At 39.7% G+C, this 18,830-nt stretch carries 15 protein-coding genes; 4 read left to right on the top strand and 11 right to left on the bottom strand.

What is annotated here, in order from left to right; genetic code table 11:
• Window positions 1-78 precede the first annotated feature (78 nt).
• Window positions 79-546: a transcriptional regulator ArgR gene (gene argR / locus CWC11_RS14585; protein WP_058549416.1), complete on the top strand. Its 468-nt coding sequence runs from the start codon at window positions 79-81 to the stop codon at window positions 544-546.
• On the opposite strand, the gene CWC11_RS14580 is transcribed toward argR, so the two are convergent.
• From CWC11_RS14580 to pdhR, 9 genes are all read right to left on the bottom strand, one after another.
• On the bottom strand, window positions 543-1,442 hold the full coding sequence (locus tag CWC11_RS14580) for a Dyp-type peroxidase (RefSeq protein WP_138683289.1): 900 nt from the start codon (window positions 1,440-1,442) through the stop codon (window positions 543-545). The two genes, argR and CWC11_RS14580, sit on opposite strands and share 4 nt — an antisense overlap.
• Before the next feature lie 45 nt (window positions 1,443-1,487).
• The gene (locus tag CWC11_RS14575; RefSeq protein ID WP_138683288.1) at window positions 1,488-2,534 is read right to left on the bottom strand and encodes an ABC transporter ATP-binding protein; all 1,047 of its coding nucleotides are present in this window, start codon (window positions 2,532-2,534) and stop codon (window positions 1,488-1,490) included.
• Window positions 2,535-4,166 carry an ABC transporter permease gene (locus CWC11_RS14570; protein ID WP_138683287.1) on the bottom strand — a complete coding sequence of 544 codons (1,632 nt, stop codon included), beginning with the start codon at window positions 4,164-4,166 and terminating at the stop codon, window positions 2,535-2,537.
• Window positions 4,166-5,170, bottom strand: a complete 1,005-nt coding sequence (locus tag CWC11_RS14565) for a Fe(3+) ABC transporter substrate-binding protein (protein ID WP_138683286.1) — start codon at window positions 5,168-5,170, stop codon at window positions 4,166-4,168. The genes CWC11_RS14570 and CWC11_RS14565 overlap by 1 nt, the downstream gene beginning before the upstream one ends.
• Window positions 5,171-6,155: 985 nt before the next feature.
• Window positions 6,156-6,845, bottom strand: coding sequence for a tRNA-uridine aminocarboxypropyltransferase (locus tag CWC11_RS14560; RefSeq protein WP_058549411.1), 690 nt, complete (start codon window positions 6,843-6,845; stop codon window positions 6,156-6,158).
• Between the two features lie 250 nt (window positions 6,846-7,095).
• Entirely contained in the window at window positions 7,096-8,523 is a 1,428-nt protein-coding gene (gene lpdA, locus CWC11_RS14555; RefSeq protein WP_138683285.1) for a dihydrolipoyl dehydrogenase, read from the bottom strand.
• Window positions 8,524-8,698: 175 nt separating this feature from the next.
• Window positions 8,699-10,609, bottom strand: a complete 1,911-nt coding sequence (gene aceF / locus CWC11_RS14550) for a pyruvate dehydrogenase complex dihydrolipoyllysine-residue acetyltransferase (protein WP_138683284.1) — start codon at window positions 10,607-10,609, stop codon at window positions 8,699-8,701.
• A 10-nt stretch (window positions 10,610-10,619) separates the two neighbouring features.
• The gene (gene aceE, locus CWC11_RS14545) at window positions 10,620-13,286 is read right to left on the bottom strand and encodes a pyruvate dehydrogenase (acetyl-transferring), homodimeric type (protein ID WP_104643360.1); all 2,667 of its coding nucleotides are present in this window, start codon (window positions 13,284-13,286) and stop codon (window positions 10,620-10,622) included.
• Between the two features lie 90 nt (window positions 13,287-13,376).
• Window positions 13,377-14,126: a pyruvate dehydrogenase complex transcriptional repressor PdhR gene (gene pdhR, locus CWC11_RS14540; RefSeq protein ID WP_138683283.1), complete on the bottom strand. Its 750-nt coding sequence runs from the start codon at window positions 14,124-14,126 to the stop codon at window positions 13,377-13,379.
• A gap of 685 nt (window positions 14,127-14,811) precedes the next feature.
• Between pdhR and CWC11_RS14535 the strand changes: the two genes are divergently transcribed.
• On the top strand, window positions 14,812-15,264 hold the full coding sequence (locus CWC11_RS14535) for an REP-associated tyrosine transposase (RefSeq protein ID WP_138683282.1): 453 nt from the start codon (window positions 14,812-14,814) through the stop codon (window positions 15,262-15,264).
• Between the two features lie 75 nt (window positions 15,265-15,339).
• Here the strand turns inward: CWC11_RS14535 and ampE are convergent, their stop codons facing one another.
• Together ampE and ampD are read right to left on the bottom strand one after the other, a co-directional pair.
• The gene (gene ampE / locus CWC11_RS14530) at window positions 15,340-16,191 is read right to left on the bottom strand and encodes a beta-lactamase regulator AmpE (RefSeq protein WP_138683281.1); all 852 of its coding nucleotides are present in this window, start codon (window positions 16,189-16,191) and stop codon (window positions 15,340-15,342) included.
• A 13-nt stretch (window positions 16,192-16,204) separates the two neighbouring features.
• Entirely contained in the window at window positions 16,205-16,759 is a 555-nt protein-coding gene (gene ampD / locus CWC11_RS14525; protein ID WP_138683280.1) for a 1,6-anhydro-N-acetylmuramyl-L-alanine amidase AmpD, read from the bottom strand.
• A gap of 240 nt (window positions 16,760-16,999) precedes the next feature.
• Here ampD and nadC point away from each other — a divergent pair, with 240 nt between their 5' ends.
• Together nadC and CWC11_RS14515 are read left to right on the top strand one after the other, a co-directional pair.
• Window positions 17,000-17,851 carry a carboxylating nicotinate-nucleotide diphosphorylase gene (nadC, locus tag CWC11_RS14520; RefSeq protein ID WP_138683279.1) on the top strand — a complete coding sequence of 284 codons (852 nt, stop codon included), beginning with the start codon at window positions 17,000-17,002 and terminating at the stop codon, window positions 17,849-17,851.
• Between the two features lie 497 nt (window positions 17,852-18,348).
• Window positions 18,349-18,786 (top strand): pilin, encoded by a 438-nt coding sequence (locus CWC11_RS14515; protein WP_283241010.1) that lies wholly within the window; start codon window positions 18,349-18,351, stop codon window positions 18,784-18,786.
• The last annotated feature ends 44 nt before the right edge of the window (window positions 18,787-18,830 follow it).

Here is an 18,830-nt window from a genome sequence, read left to right as displayed (position 1 = left end):
GTTAACTAAACAACTGCTGCATAATTATTCATTTTTGTGTAGAATTTGCATTATAAATAACAAAAATGAATAAAGACTATGCAACCACAAGATAAACAAGAAGCGTTAGTTAAAGCGTTTAAATCCCTTTTAAAAGAAGAAAATTTTGGCTCTCAAGGCGAAATAGTCGATGCTCTAAAAGAACAAGGCTTTGACAATATAAGTCAAAGTAAAGTGTCGCGTATGTTAAGCAAGTTTGGTGCTGTACGTACACGTAACGCAAAGCAAGAAATGGTTTACTGCTTACCGGCCGAAATGGGGGTACCAACAGCTAAAAGCCCGCTGCGTCAGCTAGTAATTGATATTATGCATAATGAAATGATGATTATCATCACCACGAGTCCTGGGGCTGCACAATTAATTGCACGTTTGCTGGATTCATTAGGTAAAGCAGATGGTGTTTTAGGCACAATTGCAGGTGATGACACCATATTTATTGCGCCAGCAAAAATATCAGAAATAGACATTACGCTCGAGCGCGTCCGTATTTTATTTGATACGGTTTAAAGCTGCTTTAAAAACCCAATTGAGGGTGCAAAAAACGCGGACCCCATATCGGCTTGAGTAAAATCAAGCCAATGGTCATAACACTCCCCTGCCCCTAAGCGACTCGTAAGTACCTTTTCAAACGCACTACCCGATGCAGAGCAAGTAATACTTAGCATTCCTTGCTCATAAACATCGCCATAAGGCATGCTTTGATTGAGTAATAGCGCATGACCATTTTCATCTTTTAATTCACTTCGCGATGCATGACTAGTGCTAATAGCGGGCTCAATGAGTGTATTATCTAAACGCGTACGCCCCATAATTTGCTCTTGCTCGCTCAGTGATAAATGCTGCCATACAGTTAGGTCGTGTTTAAAACGCTGCACATGGATATAACTGCCCTGATCTTCAAAACTATTTGGCTTGTTAACCAGCGCCGTTGCACGCTTTTGCCTGCCATGTGGCGTGTTGCCTCCATAAATAAAACCATTAAAGTCACGACCATCTAAAAAGCGAAAGTTACGAATTTGCTCCACCAGCTCAACATCAGGGGCAAATAACTTTAAAATTTGTAGCGCAAATAAATGGTTAACGTCTTCTCGGTCTGAGCGTATTTGAATAAATAAGTCACATGGCTGGGCACTCATAACAAAATCGCTATGGTTTATATTAGGAAAGCTTTGTAGTTCGCTAGGGATATATTCAGGCAAAATATGCGGCCAATACTGGGCGCCAATAGCAACCATGCACGAAAGCATAGACTCCGAAAACTGATCGCTAAACTCCTCCTCAATAGCGCTAACTCGTTTGAGCTTTGCACGCAACGATTCGTCCTGAGCGTCAAATACATTAAAAAATAGGTGCAAACCATGTAAGTTTGCTTCAGCACAAATCCCAGACTGCGCTTGCGCCATTGTTATTCCTTAGCTTTTTATATAACACAGCGAATAACACATTGATTATGATTCGAAAAAATTCACCGTGTGGGGTTTTATTTTTATAATAACCTGTTCATTTTTCTCAAATGACTGGCCATATTGTGCAGCAACTTCAATCTCTTGCTCTGCAATTACAACACTATAAACATAAGCAGAGCCAATAAAACGACGACTTAAAATAGTAATAGCTTGGCCATTTTCATCGCAATTTTTATACGCTAACTCTATTTGATGAGGGCGAATATATAATTGCCCATTTTTAGTTTTGTGCGTATGCGCAACTTGCGATTTAACGACACCAAACGCCGTATTATATTCAGTTGCTGTTAATGCTTGTGCGTCTAAGTATATGCCCTGACCCAGAAACTCTGCAACCTCCTTTGACTTTGGCACAGCAAAAAGCGCTTCTGGTGAGCCCTGCTGAGCAATTTTACCTCGATGCATAATGGCAAGCGTGTCTGAAAAAGCAAAGGCCTCTTCTTTTGAGTGCGTAACGAATACAGCTGACACTTGCTGTGTTTTAATAATGCGACGGATATCAGCAATAAGCTCAAAACGCACTTGCGTATCAATATTAGAAAAGGGCTCATCGAGCAATAATAAACTAGGTTTATAAGCCAGTGCCCGCGCTATAGCTACACGTTGCTGCTGCCCACCAGAGAGCTGATGTGGAAAACGTTTTGCACAGCCGGTTAAGTGCACCAACTTAAGCATTTCTTCAACACGCGCGCGCTTTTGCTCTTTATTTGTTTTGTTTAGCCCAAACGCAATATTATCGGCCACTGTAAGGTGCGGAAACAATGCATAATCTTGAAACATCATTCCTATATTACGATGCTCTGGTGAGACAAATGATTGCTCGTCGCTTACAAGCTTACCATCTATAAATATACTGCCTTGATTGGTCTCTATTAACCCTGCAATTGCTTTTAATGTTGTTGTTTTGCCACAACCACTGGCGCCAAGTAAGCAGACTATTTCGTCCTTACCAACCGTTAAATCTAAATTATGTAGCACTTGCGTGGCACTGTAGTGATAGCTCACGCCTTGTAAAATTAAACTACTCATTTAACTGCGCTGCTCCATAGAACGGTTAATAAAATACAAAGGTATAAACCCAACAATAACAATAAATAATGCAGATATAGATGCAAGCTCTAATTGCTCATCACTGACGTACTGAAAAACATGTGTCGCTAAACTTTCAAAGTTAAAAGGTCGTAACAGCAAAGCTGCAGGCAATTCTTTCATGCATTCAATAAACACTAATAACGCAGCGGTCAGCAACCCTCTTCGTAGTAAAGGTAAATGCACTAAACGCAGTGTTTGCCCTAAGCTTTTACCCATAGATTGGCTGGCCATATCGAGCGAAGGGCTGATCCGTACAAAGCTTGACTCTATTGCACCATGAGCAATGGCATAAAAACGCACAACATAAGCGAGTATGATGGTTAAAATACTGCCTGTAAGTAATAAACCTATATCTAAGTTATAGGGCTCTAGCGCTGTATTAATAGAGTTTTCTAGTAAAGTAAGCGGCAGTAACACCGCAATTGCAAGCACAGTACCTGGTAGCGCATAACCTGTACTTGCTAACCGACCTGGTATTAAAGGATATGTTTGTTTTGCTACGCGTTGATAAAACACCACAAAGATACTCAATACAATAGTTGCAACACTCACTATTGCTGCCACTTTTAAGCTTTGCCACGCGTAGCTAAAAAATGCGGCATTCCATGCCTTATCAAAGTACGTAATTGCATAACTTAAAAGCACAGCAATAGGAATAATAAACGCAAGGATTAAAATAGCACTACAAAATAATGTAGCTAACCATGCTGACTTACCTTTTAGAATATATAACGACTCACTATTAACACCTGATTGGCGCTCAAACACGGCTTGCTTGCGGCGACTAAAGCGCTCGGCCATTAATGCTAAAAATAGAAGTAGCAGCATGACACCCGATATTTTGGCAGCCGCTGTTAATGAGTAATAACCAAACCACGTATCGTAAACTGCAGTCGTTAACGTACTTACGGCAAAATAACTAACGGTTGCAAAGTCAGCCATGGTTTCCATACTAATCAGTGCAAGTGCCGCGACTATAGCCCCACGCGAAAGCACTAAACTCACCCTAAAAAAGCTCTGCCAAGGAGACAAGCCCATTAGTTGGCTGGCTTGCACTAACTTAAATGACTGTTCACGAAGAGCCGTTTTAAAGATTAAAAACAAATATGGGTAAAGCACTAAGGCAATCATGACTATTGCACCAGGTAAAGTGCGTATATCAAAAAACCAATAATCGTTAGGGGATTGCCAGCCAAACCACTCTCTGAGGGCTATTTGAACAGGGCCTGCGTAATCAAGTAAGTCGGTATAAACATAAGCAATTATGTAGGTCGGCATGGCAAGTGGCAGCATAAGTGCCCATTCAAATTGCTTTTTACCAGGAAAGTGACAATACGCAGTGAGCCAGCCAAGCGGTAACGCAATAACGCAGCTAAGCACAGACACACCAACAACAAGCAGTACCGTATTTAAAATATAATCCCACAGCACTGTATCCCAAAGGTGAGAAAACACCTCAGAGTCGCCTTGTAAGGATTCAAGTAATAGAAAAAACAACGGGGCCGACAGTATTAAGCCTGTTGCCCATGCAAATAGCTGCCATTTCGACAGCTTAAATTGAGAATTCATTAAAGATCGAATTTCACCTCATCAATTAGCTTAAGTGCTAACGGACGATATTTACTAATTTCATCAAGTGGTAAACTGTCTTCTTTGAAGCTTCCCCAAGAGGCAACCAAGCTTGATAACTCAACACCTAGTTTAACCGGATATTCCATATTAACCGAAGCGTACATATTTTGTGCTTTATTATCGGTCATATATTCTATGAGTTTTAAAGCGTTTTTAGGGTTTTTAGCATACTTAGTAATAACCGCACCCGACACATTAATATGTGAACCTCGGTTAGTTTGGTTAGGAAAGTTAATATTAACAGACTCAGCCCATGCTTTTTGTACATCATCTTCCAACATTTTACCAAGGTAGTAACTGTTACCCAGCGCTAAATTACACAAGCCTTCTTTAACCGCCTTTACTTGCGCTCTATCGTTACCTTGTGGCTTACGCGCTAAGTTAGCCTTAACACCTTCTAGCCATGATTTTGTGTTTTCTTCACCATGGTGTGCAATCATCGAAGCCACTAAACCCAAATTATACGGATGCTTACCAGAGCGTGTACAAATTTGCCCTTGGTATTTAGGGTCAGCTAAATCTTCGTAAGTGAGCTCAGGTAATGCTCCAAGTCGCTCTTTAGATGAATATACATTACGCACACGCTTGGTAAGTGCAACCCATTGGCCATCACCATCACGAAACGCCGCTGGTACATTTGTATTAATGCGGTCACTTTTAATCGTTTGCGTTAGCTTTAAATCCTCAAGCTGAATAAGCGCACTAAAGTTAGATGTTAATACTAAATCGGCTTTACTATGCTTTCCCTCACGCTTTACACGTTCAATTAGCCCTTTTTTAGCAAAAACAACATTGGTTTTAATACCTGTTTGCTTTGTAAAATCATCTAAAATTGGCTGGATTAAAAATGGCTGACGAAAAGAATAAATATTAACCACATCGCTTGCCAAGGCTGGCATAGACGTAACTAACCCCAAACACAGTGCTAAAGCTTTCTTCATTACTTCACCTAAATAGTAATTATTATCAAAGAATTCTACCGTGATCAGCTAAAAAGTGCACACTTTAAATAAATGTAAATATGTAAATAACGCCCAAAAAGGAAATTGCGCGTAAGACATATCTCACGGATATGGCAGCTAATGAGTAAAAAACGTCATAAAAAAACAGCAGTTAAAGCTTAACATTATGTTTTAAATGGTTTTTATAAATTTACGATTATATTAAAGGAAGTTTAATGTAGTTTATATCCTACTTTACTTAGGGTTAGCCATTATAATTACTACATCAACCAAGCAGTGATGCTTATCGAGTAAAAGGAAATGGACTGCTTACTCGAACAACCAATGATTAGGTTACTACGGACAACACGGAAATTAGGACAGACTCAGGATGAGTATCGCAATGGATTGTTGCACAAAGGATAGTATCAGGATGGTACGTAAAGGAAGCAACTGAGGATTAAGTTGTTTAACAGGATGTAGGAATAAATGGACAGGCCTTTTTAGGTAACACAACGGATTGATTAACACATGGAAGCACAAGTAAGTGCAAAGAAGGACCGGTAATAGTTTTTACCATACAGGATGTTTTAGGATTTAAAGGATATAGGCCCGGATAGCCTAAATTACATAGAACTAAAAAGTAATATAGTAATAAACATGGATTAGTAGAAATTGGAGTTGATTAAGTTCAATTGCAGGATGCAAAAAATTAGAAGATTCCGCAAGCGCGCCTAGAGATAGAGCGCGCTTTTCTTTGCCCAAAATTCAGTAATTATACCAATTGGCTTATTTAATTGATCTATTTTGAGACTGGAAAAACGTGTTGATAGCTAGGCAAAAAATTTGCTATTTAGTTGTTCTCGGCAATTGCTCCTGCATTGTTCTACTTTCTGCATCTATACAGTCGTAAATGAGGATTTTTTAATGCAGGTAGCGACACCTTTAGCCCTGCAAAATGATTAAGTATTATTGCGTATTGGTATTATACTGCTGGCCTGCCTTTATTTCGCTTACCTAATAAGTATGCATCGCGAAACTTTATAAAGTGATTTTCTAATTTTTTAGATGCTTCAGCTTCACCAGCCAGAGCAAGCACCATAATGCCTACTTCAGCAGTACCAAGTTGATGCGCATGAGGCGCTACACGTAAGCGATAATCAGATAGTTTATCAGCAGTAACAGACAATACAGGTAAGTTATCTAGATAAGGGCTTTTACGGATCATTTTTTTAGCTTCGCGCCACGTACCATCTAAAAATATAAAAAGTGGCTTTTTACCTGATTCAATATTCACTTCAGTAATCGCTCTACCTTCTTCTACGTCTTCAGCAGGAAACACGACCATCGGTTGATATTGAGGATCGTTTATTAAAGCTAAAAAAGCAGAATCGGGGTCTGTTCTATCCCATCTAAATGCATAGTTATCAGGAACAATCTCAGCAATTAATCGTCCTGTATTAGACGGCTTAAAACTTTCATTATGGTACATTAGTAAACATACAGCAGCACCGCACTGAGCGTACTCAACACCTTTACAAATACAGTAATGTTTGGCTATTAGGCACTGCTCACAGCGATCTAATTTACCGCCTCGCGCATTGAATTCACGGCGAGACTCACTTATTTGCTGAGCGCGTAATGCCAGAACTGAGTTTTTAAAAGAGTTGGCCACAGTGATTAATTACCTTAAATTTGATCGGCGCGTATTGTAGCTAAAATTAAAGGGAATAGATATCAGCTATCAGCTACCAGCTATCAGCTATCAGCTATCAGCTATCAGCTATCAGCTATCAGCTATCAGCTCAAAATAAAAAAGCATACCAAATGAAGCTAGTTTTGTTTTATCTATTTTTGAATTGCCGGCTATAAAAACAAAAACCCAGCAAAAGCTGGGTTTTTAAAAACTAAATTAAAAAGTTAAATTACTTCTTCTTTTTAACCGCTTTTTTGTTTGGTAAATCAGTGATCGAACCTTCAAAAATTTCAGCTGCAAGGCCAATAGACTCGTTCAATGTTGGGTGAGCATGAATAGTAAGTGCTAAATCTTCACCATCAGCACCCATTTCAATACCTAAACCGATTTCACCAAGCATTTCGCCTGCGTTAATACCGATCATAGCACCACCGATTATACGGCCACTTTCTTTATCAAAGATAAGTTTAGTAGAACCTTCAGTACGAGCAGATGCAATTGCACGACCAGATGCTGCCCACGGGAATACCGCAGTTTCAACTTTCAAGCCTTGCTCTTTTGCTTCTTTCTCAGTAACACCTACCCAAGCGATTTCTGGGTCTGTGTATGCTATTGAAGGAATACATTTAGGGTCGAAGAAATGCTTCTGACCAGAAATAACTTCTGCAGCAACATGACCTTCATGAACCGCTTTATGTGCAAGCATAGGCTGGCCAACTAAGTCACCAATTGCAAAAATGTGGTCTACGTTTGTTTTAAGTTGCTTATCAACATTAATAAAGCCACGCTCATCAACATTAACGCCTGCTTTGTCAGCATCAAGCAAGTTACCGTTAGGCGTACGGCCTACTGCAACAAGTACTTTGTCGTAACGTACTGGCTCAGCTGGTGCGTTTTTGCCTTCAAAAGTAACGTATAAGCCATCATCTTTCGCTTCAACGCCAACAACTTTAGTTGAAAGCATAACATTGAATTTTTTGCTTACGTATTTCTGATAAATCTTGATGATATCTTTATCAGCAGCCGGAACTAATTGGTCTGCAAACTCAACAACATCAATGTCAGAACCCAATGCGCGGTAAACAGTACCCATTTCAAGACCGATGATACCACCGCCTAAAACAAGTAGCTTCTCTGGAATGTCCTTAAGCTCTAATGCGCCCGTTGAATCAATTACACGCTCATCTTCTGGGATGAACGGTAAGCTTACAGGTTTAGAACCCGCAGCAATAATTGCATTATCAAATGTAATAGTTGTTGTGCCGTCAGCACCTTCAACGTCTAAAGTGTTGCTGCCAGTAAACTTACCGTAACCTGGTACAACTTTAACTTTACGCATCTTAGCCATGCCGTCTAAGCCACCAGTAAGCTGGCCAACAACCGACTCTTTCCAAGAGCGAATTTTGTCTAAATCAATTTGCGGAGCGCCAAAAGTAACACCGTGAGATGACATTTCTGCAGCGTCATCAATCACTTTAGCTACGTGTAAAAGTGCTTTTGAAGGAATACAACCAACATTAAGACATACGCCGCCTAATGTTTCACGCGATTCTACCAATGTAACTTCTAAGCCCAAGTCAGCAGCACGGAAAGCCGCAGAGTAACCACCAGGACCACCGCCTAGTACAACAACTTGAGTTTTTAATTCGTTGCTCATGCTATTACCTTAATTGTTTGAACGGGACACTGCCCTAAAATTTAACTGCCATGTTTCTGCATGGGCAGAAAATCAGAGCAATTCACAAATAGTGCAAAGATTGTATCATTGCATATAGTAAAAATCCCAGCTAAAAACAACTGGCTGGGATTTGATTTTATTCATATTGTAGCGATTACATCACTAATTGACGAATATCGCTCATGTAGCTAGCAAGCGTTGCTGTAAAGCGTGCTGCTAGGGCACCGTCAATCACACGGTGATCGTACGACATAGACAGCGGAACCATTAGTTTTGGTTCAAAGTCTTTACCATTCCACTTAGGTTTCATTTCAGATTTAGATACACCTAAAATAGCAACCTCTGGTGCATTAACAATCGGCGTAAATGCCGTACCGCCAATACCGCCTAAGCTTGAAATAGTAAAACAGCCGCCTTGCATATCAGATGACGTTAATTTACCTTCACGCGCCTTTTTAGAAATATCCATTAGCTCGCGAGATAATTCCATAATGCCTTTTTTGTCCACATCTTTAAATACCGGAACAACTAAGCCATTAGGTGTATCTACCGCAACACCAATGTTAATGTATTTCTTAAGAATTAAGCTTTCGCCATCCTCAGACAATGACGAGTTAAATGTTGGGAATTCAGCAAGTACTTTTGCCGCTGCTTTCATCACAAACACAAGTGGTGTGATTTTAACGCCAAGCTTTTTCTTCTCGCTTAACACGTTTTGCTCTTTACGGAATACTTCAAGGCTTGTGATATCAGCTTCGTCAAACTGTGTAACATGTGGGATTTGTACCCAGTTACGGTGTAAGTTTTTACCCGACAGCTTTTGAATGCGAGATAGTTTTTTCTCTTCAATTTCACCAAACTTAGCAAAATCTACTTTAGGCCACGGAATTAAACCAAGCTCACTACCGCCCGCGTTGCCTTTACCAGCTGGTAATTGGCCTGATTCAACTTGCTTAACTAAGTTTTTAACATAGTTTTGCACGTCTTCTTTTACTATACGGTTTTTACGACCTGAGCCTTTAACGTTTGCTAGGTTAATACCAAACTCACGCGCTAAACGGCGAACAACTGGCGATGCATGTGCATATGCGCTGTTGTTTTCAAAGCTTTCGTTGCTCGCTTTAGCCGCAGGTGCAGCTTGAGCTGGCGCAGACTCGGTTTTTGCAGGTGCTGCAGCTGGCTTTTGCTCAGCTGGTGCTGAAGCTTTTGCAGGTGCACTGCCGGCAACTTCAAATACAAAAATAAGCGAACCTGTTTTTACTTTATCGCCCGCTGCAATTTTAATTTCTTTAACTGTGCCTGCAAATGGTGCTGGTACTTCCATTGCTGCTTTGTCGCCTTCAACGTTTAAGATAGATTGCTCTTCTTCAACCGTATCGCCAACAGCAACCATGATTTCAGTTACTTCAACTTCATCATCGCCAATATCAGGTACATTTACTTCTTTTGTGCTTGGCTGTGCACTTTGAGCAGTTTCTGCTGGTGCAGACTCTTGCTTAGGTGCATCTGATGCTGGAGCACTTGAACCGGCAACTTCAAAAACAAACACTAAAGAGCCTGTTTTTACTTTGTCACCCGAGGCTACTTTAATCTCTTTTACAGTACCTGCAAATGGTGCTGGTACTTCCATTGCGGCTTTATCGCCTTCAACGTTTAAAATAGATTGTTCTTCTTCAACAGTATCGCCAACGGCAACCATGATTTCTGTTACTTCAACTTCGTCGTCACCAATATCTGGTACCGTGACTTCTTTAGTTGAAGAACCTGAAGCTTCTGCAGGTGCAGCAGCTTCAGTTTTAGCCGGCGCTTCTGGCTCGCTTTGTGAACCAGTCTCTTCGCCTTCAAAAATCATAATTAGCGTGCCTGTTGTAACAGTGTCGCCTTCGCTTACTTTAATTTCTTTAACTGTACCTGCTTGTGCAGCAGGTACTTCCATTGAGGCTTTGTCGCCTTCAACGGTTAGTAGCGATTGGTCAACATCTACTTTGTCGCCAACACTTACTAAGATTTCGGTTACTTCAACTTCATCGCCACCGATATCTGGTACATTAATTTCAATACTCATTGCAAACCTCTTATGCGTACAGTGGGTTTAGTTTATTTGTGTCAATGTCGAACTTTTTAATCGCTTCAACAACCACTGACTTTTCAACTTCACCGCGTTTAGCAAGTTCAGATAACGTAGCAACAACAACGTAGCTTGCGTTAACTTCAAAGTGACGACGTAAGTTTTCACGGCTATCAGAACGTCCGTAACCATCTGTACCAAGCACTTTATAGTTACTGCTTGGGATAAATGAACGTGCTTGTTCTGCGTAGTTTTTCATGTAATCAGTTGCGGCAACAGTTACTGAGTCGTTTAATACGCTCGTAATGTAAGCTGTTTTTTGCTCGCTTTCTGGATTAAGCATGTTGAAACGTTCAACATCTTGACCATCACGCGTAAGCTCATTGAATGAAGTTACAGAGTAAACGTCTGATGCAATGCCGTAATCATCACTTAAAATTGCAGCAGCTTTACGCACTTCAGTCATGATAGTACCTGAGCTTAATAGCTGTACGTTGGCTTTTTTACCTTCGTAGCTTTCAAGTTTGTAGATACCTTTACGAATACCTTCTTCAGCGCCTTCTGGCATAGCTGGCTGATGGTAGTTTTCGTTCATAAGCGTTAGGTAGTAGTAAATATTTTCTTGGTCGTCACCGTACATACGACGAATACCATCTTGTACAATTACTGCTACTTCAAATGCGTAAGTAGGATCGTAAGAAATACAGTTAGGAACCGTGTTTGCAAGAATATGGCTGTGACCATCTTCGTGCTGTAGGCCTTCACCATTTAGCGTAGTACGACCGGCAGTAGCACCTAATAAGAAACCACGTGCTTGTTGATCCCCCGCCATCCATGCCATGTCGCCAACACGTTGGAAACCAAACATAGAATAGTAAATGTAGAATGGGATCATTGGTAAATCGTTAGTGCTGTACGATGTTGCAGCAGCTACCCATGACGACATTGCACCTAGCTCGTTAATACCTTCTTGCAATACTTGCCCTGATGTAGCTTCTTTGTAGTAAGAAACAATATCACGGTCTTGAGGGGTGTAGTTTTGGCCGTGTGGGTTGTAAATACCTATTTGACGGAATAAACCTTCCATACCAAAGGTACGCGCTTCATCGGCAATAATTGGTACGATGTTTTTACCAATGCCTTTATCTTTTAATAAGATATTAAGTGCACGAACAAAGCCCATTGTTGTAGAAATATCACGCTTTTGCTCTTCAAGTAGCGGCTTAAATGCATCTACTTCTGGCAATTGTAATTTTTCGCTAAAGCGAGGAATACGAGTAGGTGTGTAACCTTTAAGCTCATCACGACGTGCGTGTAAGTACTTGTACTCTTCTGAACCTTCTTCAAGCGTTAAGTACGGAAGATCTTTAATTTGCTCTTCAGATACTAAATCTTGCAGGCCTAAACGGTCACGTAAGTGTTCAACATGGCTCATGTCCATCTTTTTCACTTGGTGCGCAATGTTTTTACCTTCTGCTGCTTCACCCATGCCGTAACCTTTAACAGTTTTAGCAAGAATTACAGTAGGACGATCGTTAGTTTGCTCGGCCTTTTTAAATGCAGCATAAAGTTTTGATGGCTCATGACCACCACGCTTAAGTGCAAAAATTTCGTCATCCGTCATATCTGCAACAAGGGCTGCTGTTTCTGGGTAACGACCAAAGAAATGCTCACGTACATATGCGCCATCTTTAGCTTTATATGTTTGGTAATCGCCATCAATTGTTTCGTTCATCAATTGTAGTAATTTACCTGTTGTATCTTTAGCAAGCAGGATATCCCAACCGCTACCCCATACAACTTTAATTACGTTCCAACCAGCGCCTTTAAATAGGCCTTCTAGTTCTTGAATAATTTTACCATTACCCATTACTGGGCCATCTAGACGCTGTAAGTTACAGTTAATTAAGTAACATAGGTTGTCTAGCTTTTCACGAGCAGCAAACGAAATTGCACCACGTGATTCTGGCTCATCCATTTCACCGTCACCTAAAAACGCATATACACGTTGGTTTTTAGTTTCTTTTAAGCCACGTCCATCTAAGTATTTTAAGAAACGCGCTTGGTAAATAGACGCGATAGGACCTAAGCCCATTGATACTGTAGGGAACTGCCAAAATTCAGGCATTAATTTAGGGTGAGGGTATGAAGGTAAGCCTTTACCATCTACTTCTTGGCGGAAGTTATCTAGTTGAGCAGCGCTTAAACGCCCTTCAACAAACGCACGCGCGTAAATACCAGGAGAAATATGGCCTTGGTAATAAACTAAGTCACCGCCGTCTACGTCATTTGGTGCTTTGAAAAAGTGGTTAAAACACACTTCATAAAACGCAGCAGATGATTGGTAAGACGCCATATGGCCGCCTAAGTCGAGATCTTTTTTCGATGCACGTAGAACGATCATAATCGCGTTCCAACGTATGATCGAACGAATACGGCGCTCTAGGTTAACATCACCTGGGTAAGCCGGTTCTTGATCTACTGGAATAGTATTAACGTAGTTCGTGGTAATACCCGTTGGCATATCAACGCCGTCTAAACGGGCTTGCTCTAACACTTGCTCAAGTAAATACTGAGCTCGTTCAACACCTTCTTCGCGCACAACTGATTCAAGAGCTTGTAACCACTCTTGTGTTTCTAGCGCGTCTACGTCAATTTTATTGACTTCAGACATATGGAGGTTTCCTTATGTTTAAAATACGAATGTTGTTAATTTAATACAACGTATACTTAATTTTGTGTGTTCTAAGTACAGCGTATTAGCTTAATTTTGTTTTGTGCGTCTTAAACTACGTTCAATTCGCGAATGCTCTTTACCTGCTTCAAGTAATGCTTCTTCAATAAACGCTAAGTGTGCATTACTTGCTAAGCGGGCTTGTTCTGGATTGCCATCAATAACGGCATCCATTAATAAACGCCTGTGCTCGGCTAACTGACTGCTTATATCTGATTTTTTTAATAAAACAGTTAAATTTTGCAGTACATTTTGCTCAAGCAGCGCTTGCATACCTCTAACCAAATGCAATAAAACAACATTGTGCGAAGCTTCTGCAACGCTAAAATGAAAGGCATTTATTGCTTTTGCTTTTTGCTGTAAATCATCATTAACTAAAGCGATTTTATCAAAGCTTTGTTTTACTTTGGTAAAGTCGGTGCTGGTTCCGCGCAGCGCTGCATAGTAAGCAGCAATGCCTTCGAGTGCATGACGAAATTCTAGTAAATCAAATTGCGATTCAGGATGTTTACTGATCAGTTCAAATAACGGATCGGTTAGCCCTTCTTCAAGCTGATTTTTTACAAACGTACCGCCACCTTGGCGACGCGTAACTAAACCTTTAGCTTCAAGTTTTTGGATTGCCTCACGCAATGACGGACGAGACACTTCAAACTGCTTTGCTAGTTCACGCTCTGGAGGCAACTTTTCACCTGGTGCTAAAGAGCCTTCAAGAATCATGTTCTCGAGTTGCTGTAAAATAACATCAGATAATTTTGCTGCTTTAATCTTTAAAGACATGAATCAACGTCCGCGTTGTATAAATACCAAAAGCCCTAAAAACATGGCGTAGAGTTGGATGACTTGCCCAAAAGGTAAATTGGTCATACCAAAAATTTTCAATAAGGTATCAAAAACCCTAATAGCTGTCAATTTACAGCCAGCTTGAGCAATTAAAGTAGCGTAACGCATTTTGAACGAAGATCAAACAATGCACAATTGAGGTCAACTTCCTTAAAAGTTAACAAGATGAAAACAAATGGTCAGACCAGAAAGAGTAGAGTTTTAGCTCTAGTTGAATTTATTAAAGAAATTAGTAGCAAGATAAAAGTAAACCACAATGCGCGATGTAAAATCGCGACTACGCAAATATCCTATCAGCGGGTTTATCCCGCGACCCTTGTGTGAGCAATCAACTAAGCATCAAACATTATGCGCGATATAAAATCGCGACTACGCAATATCGTAGCAGCGGGTTTACCCCGCGACCATTGTACGAGCAATCAACTAAACATAAAACACAATGCACGCCGTAAAATCGCGACTACGCAATATCGTAGCAGCGGGTTTACCCCGCGACCATTAGCCGAGCAATTGCCTGCATATCAAACACAATGCGCGATGTAAAATCGCGACTACGCAAATTTATAAAAATTACTTATGCTTTAAATTCGTGGGTCTGTGATTGCTAAAATACGGGTATGTTATGCATCGTTCATATTTATTACGAAAAGGAAGAATATCTAAAGAAAACCACTATTATGCTATTACGTTAGTTTGCTACGAACGGAAGAATCTACTCACAAATTTAATAATTAATAGAGCAGTAATCAATGAAATGAAAGAGCTAGAGAAGGATAAGCAAATTAACTCTAATACATTTGTATTAATGCCGAATCATATTCATTGGTTATTTCAATTAAACGATATAGCAACATTAAGTGAAGTAATCAGAAATTTTAAAGGGCGCTCTGCAACTGTGTACCGAGAATTCAGTAAACAAAAACTTTGGCAGAAAGGGTTTTATGACCACTTAGTAAGAAGTGATGAAGATTTAACTCATTGCGCTAGATACATAGTCGCCAACCCATTACGTGCACATTTAATAAAAAACATTGCAGATTACCCATATTGGGACAGCATTTACCTAGACTCGTAGCAGCGGGTTTACCCCGCGACCATTAGCCGAGCAATCTCCCAAGCATCAAACCACAATGCGCGATATAAAATCGCACTACGATAACCCGCCAAATAATGTAAGCAGTGCAATAAGTACTAAATAAAAGAGCACATTACGCTTAACGAGCTTGATCATGCAGGTTGCCTCGTAAGTGCAACCGTAATAACGTTTTTCAACTTGTTCTGCAGCGAGGGCTGTACACGTTACAACTTCACGATTTGGTGATTTAAAGTTAAGTACATAACGTAGCCAGCAACTGGTACCTTTATTAAAATTACCAATGACTAAATAACCAAAGCTTGTAACTCTTGCCGGTAACCAATCAAGCCAAAATAATAATTTATGAATAAGCTTAAAGCGATTTGCAAAAATAACCTTGTGGTCTTCTCGTACTAAGTCGGCAAATGTTCGTACTAATGCATAAAGTACAGCACCTGGTGCACCTAATAATACAAACCAAAAAATTACCGCGCAGTAAAATCTAAAGTTTACCCACGCAAGTGTTTGCCCAAAGGTTTCGCCGCCTTCTTCATCTTCTAAATGTTTTTGCCCTATTTGTAATGCATACAATGAAGCCGCTGTTTGGTCATCACGCGTTAATGCATTTAAATACGACTTGTATAAAGCACGCTGTTTAGCACAGCCAAAACAAACTAGTAATACCGCTATATTTACAGCCAATTGCCACAACACAAAATCAGACAGTAAATAAATAAGCCCGATGGCTATAACCGGTAAAAATAACCACACTAAAAAACCAGGGACCGAACCAAATAAACCTTTTTTATCAAGTAGCTTAGTAGAACGTTTTAAATAACCATTGGCGTAATAACTTATTTGCCAATAGTTAGACCGCGCACCTAACCGCTCGAGTATTAGTGCAATTATTATTGAAACTAAAATCATGGAAATAACTCTCTTAACTTGGTTGCTCAAGCATATTTAAAAACAATTGCCAGTTAAAACTCTCGCCAGGGTCGGTTTTTCGCCCGGGTGCAATATCGCAATGCCCTACAATTCGCGAAGGCGTAATTTTTGGGTAGCGCTGCATTATAGATTTACTAACAAGCGCTAATGTTTTGTACTGAGCACAAGTATATGGCGTTGTATCGGTGCCCTCAAGCTCAATACCAATACTAAAATTATTACATGCCGTAATACCATCAAATGCAGACTGCCCCGCATGCCAAGCACGCTTTGCAAAAGGTACGTATTGTATAATTTCGCCGGTGCGTTTAATAAAACAATGCGCCGACACGCGAAGCCCTTGTAAATCACTAAAACTCGCATGAGCATCACAATTAATAACCCCCATAAAAAGATCATCAACATAAGGGGTACCAAACTGCCCTGCGGGCAGTGAAATATTATGAATAACCAACAAAGAAATATCGGCTTCATCAAGGCGCTCATCAAAGTGTGTACAAGGGCGCTGCGCTATAGAAGTAACAACACCGTTTAAATCGATTTTCATAATACGCTTGTTAGTTGAATCCCAAAATATATAAACTTGATGCTAAAGGAATTATATAAATAATGATAGCGCACTGCGCTTTGCGTAAATAAGCCAACTTAGCGCACTCATCCATCTAAATTATTATTAGTCATATTAAATAAGCAGCTTAATAAAAAACCTTCTCAGCTAAAAGCGCTTCTATTAGTTATTTAAACATAGTAAAATTTGCTTAATTTATTAACACTTATGAGCCTTCATATGTCTATTTCGCACACGCTTATTACCCAACTTGTTACTCTCGCCTTAGATGAAGATTTAAATTACCAAACTGCGCAAGATGGCGATATTACCGCTCAGCTGATCCCACAAAACGAGCAAGCAAACGCCAAAGTAATAACTCGCGAAGATTGTGTTTTTTGTGGTAAAGACATTATTATTGAAGTTTTTAAACAAGTAGACCCAAGCGTTGAAGTAAACGTACTTATAAATGATGGCGACTTTGTATCGGCAAATAGCACTTTATTTACCGCCAAAGGCTCTGCTCGTGCAATATTAACAGCAGAACGTACCGCTCTTAACTTTGTACAAACCTTATCGGGCACAGCCACTACTACCGCTCATTATGTAAAAGAGCTAAACGGCACCACTACACAATTACTCGATACCCGCAAAACAATACCTGGCCTTAGAGCACTTCAAAAATACGCAGTTAAATGCGGTGGCGGTGCAAATCATCGTATTGGCCTGTTCGATGCATTTTTAATTAAAGAAAACCACATAGCAGCGTGCGGCGGTATTGATAAAGCAGTGGCTCAAGCTAAACAAAACCACCCAAACAAATCGGTAGAAGTAGAAGTAGAATCACTCCCAGAACTTAAACAAGCGATTGAAGCCGGCGCCGATATAATTATGCTCGATAATTTTAGCGTAGAACAAATTAAACAAGCTGTAGTTTTAACCAATAAACGCGCCAAATTAGAAGTTTCAGGCAATATGACCCTAGAAACGCTCAAAACTTACTCACAAGCAGGTGTAGATTTTATATCAAGCGGCGCATTAACAAAAAACTTACAATCGATCGATTTATCTATGCGTTTTGAGCAATTTTAAAGCTATATTTAAACTTTAATAATGCTAATTAATTGACAAGCTAAGCAAAAAGACATTTAATAACCCGAAAGGCTTACTTTGTAACATTTTGTTAAATAAAATAGCTTTTTTAGGAAAAGTAACGTGCTAATTACTAAAATAAAATGATACACTAATCCTGTTGTAGTATTTTATAAAAAAAAACAACCATAAATAACTAGATTAAAGAAACAGCCTAAATTTTTAAAAAAAGAATTAAAAACTTAAGCAACTAAACTATTTTATTTATGTCTATACTGATTGTTGCTGCAACTGACAGCAAACTTAGTAATGTTTATATAATTAGTACTAAACATAATGAATTCACACCTAGCTTTTGTGTTTCATACCCTAAAGCTAAAGTGCAATAAAAATTTATTTTAAGTAAAATTGTAAAGTAAATCAGATAAATTAGGTTTGGTTATTTTAACCACTTAAGTGATTTAATTTACAAAAATCTATCCTTTAGGAGAGGAAACATGAAAACAATGACTCAAAAACAACAGGGTTTCACCCTAATTGAATTAATGATTGTAGTAGCAATCATCGGTATTCTTGCTGCGGTAGCATTGCCTGCGTATCAAGATTACACAAAGCGCGCGCATGTAAGTGAAGGAATAACTCTGGCAGCCTCGGCAAAAGCTGCTGTAACTGAGTATTATGTATCTCAAGCAGCTTGGCCTACTGGTAATAGCCAAGCTGGTTTACCTGATGCAGCAGCGATTACTGGAAATGCAGTTAAAAGTGTAACTGTTGGTAACGGTAATGGTAACATCACTGTTGTTTATAACGATAAAGTTACAACCGATGCAACTGTGATTTTTGCTCCAGCTATCGCCTCAACTGGGGGTTCTATTACTTGGACATGTACAGGTGGAACAGTGGACGATAAATTTAAGCCAGCTAACTGTCGCTAATATATTTTAGCCAAGCGTAGTTTCAAACTACGCTTGGAGTTCCC

The sequence above is a fragment of the Pseudoalteromonas sp. S3178 genome, from assembly GCF_005886985.1.
GTDB classification, from domain to species: Bacteria; Pseudomonadota; Gammaproteobacteria; order Enterobacterales; family Alteromonadaceae; genus Pseudoalteromonas; species Pseudoalteromonas carrageenovora.
Note: the sequence above shows the minus strand (reverse complement) of the source record. Positions and strands in the feature narration are given on the sequence as shown.

What these genes read in the sequence shown, in the direction of transcription:
- ampD (WP_138683280.1), bottom strand. Translation starts at nt 16,759, where the DNA reads ATGAAAATCGATTTAAACGGTGTTGTTACTTCTATAGCGCAGCGCCCT.
- argR (WP_058549416.1), top strand. Translation starts at nt 79, where the DNA reads ATGCAACCACAAGATAAACAAGAAGCGTTAGTTAAAGCGTTTAAATCC.
- CWC11_RS14580 (WP_138683289.1), bottom strand. Translation starts at nt 1,442, where the DNA reads ATGGCGCAAGCGCAGTCTGGGATTTGTGCTGAAGCAAACTTACATGGT.
- nadC (WP_138683279.1), top strand. Translation starts at nt 17,000, where the DNA reads ATGTCTATTTCGCACACGCTTATTACCCAACTTGTTACTCTCGCCTTA.
- CWC11_RS14575 (WP_138683288.1), bottom strand. Translation starts at nt 2,534, where the DNA reads ATGAGTAGTTTAATTTTACAAGGCGTGAGCTATCACTACAGTGCCACG.
- pdhR (WP_138683283.1), bottom strand. Translation starts at nt 14,126, where the DNA reads ATGTCTTTAAAGATTAAAGCAGCAAAATTATCTGATGTTATTTTACAG.
- CWC11_RS14570 (WP_138683287.1), bottom strand. Translation starts at nt 4,166, where the DNA reads ATGAATTCTCAATTTAAGCTGTCGAAATGGCAGCTATTTGCATGGGCA.
- aceF (WP_138683284.1), bottom strand. Translation starts at nt 10,609, where the DNA reads ATGAGTATTGAAATTAATGTACCAGATATCGGTGGCGATGAAGTTGAA.
- ampE (WP_138683281.1), bottom strand. Translation starts at nt 16,191, where the DNA reads ATGATTTTAGTTTCAATAATAATTGCACTAATACTCGAGCGGTTAGGT.
- CWC11_RS14535 (WP_138683282.1), top strand. Translation starts at nt 14,812, where the DNA reads ATGCATCGTTCATATTTATTACGAAAAGGAAGAATATCTAAAGAAAAC.
- aceE (WP_104643360.1), bottom strand. Translation starts at nt 13,286, where the DNA reads ATGTCTGAAGTCAATAAAATTGACGTAGACGCGCTAGAAACACAAGAG.
- lpdA (WP_138683285.1), bottom strand. Translation starts at nt 8,523, where the DNA reads ATGAGCAACGAATTAAAAACTCAAGTTGTTGTACTAGGCGGTGGTCCT.
- CWC11_RS14515 (WP_283241010.1), top strand. Translation starts at nt 18,349, where the DNA reads ATGAAAACAATGACTCAAAAACAACAGGGTTTCACCCTAATTGAATTA.
- CWC11_RS14565 (WP_138683286.1), bottom strand. Translation starts at nt 5,170, where the DNA reads ATGAAGAAAGCTTTAGCACTGTGTTTGGGGTTAGTTACGTCTATGCCA.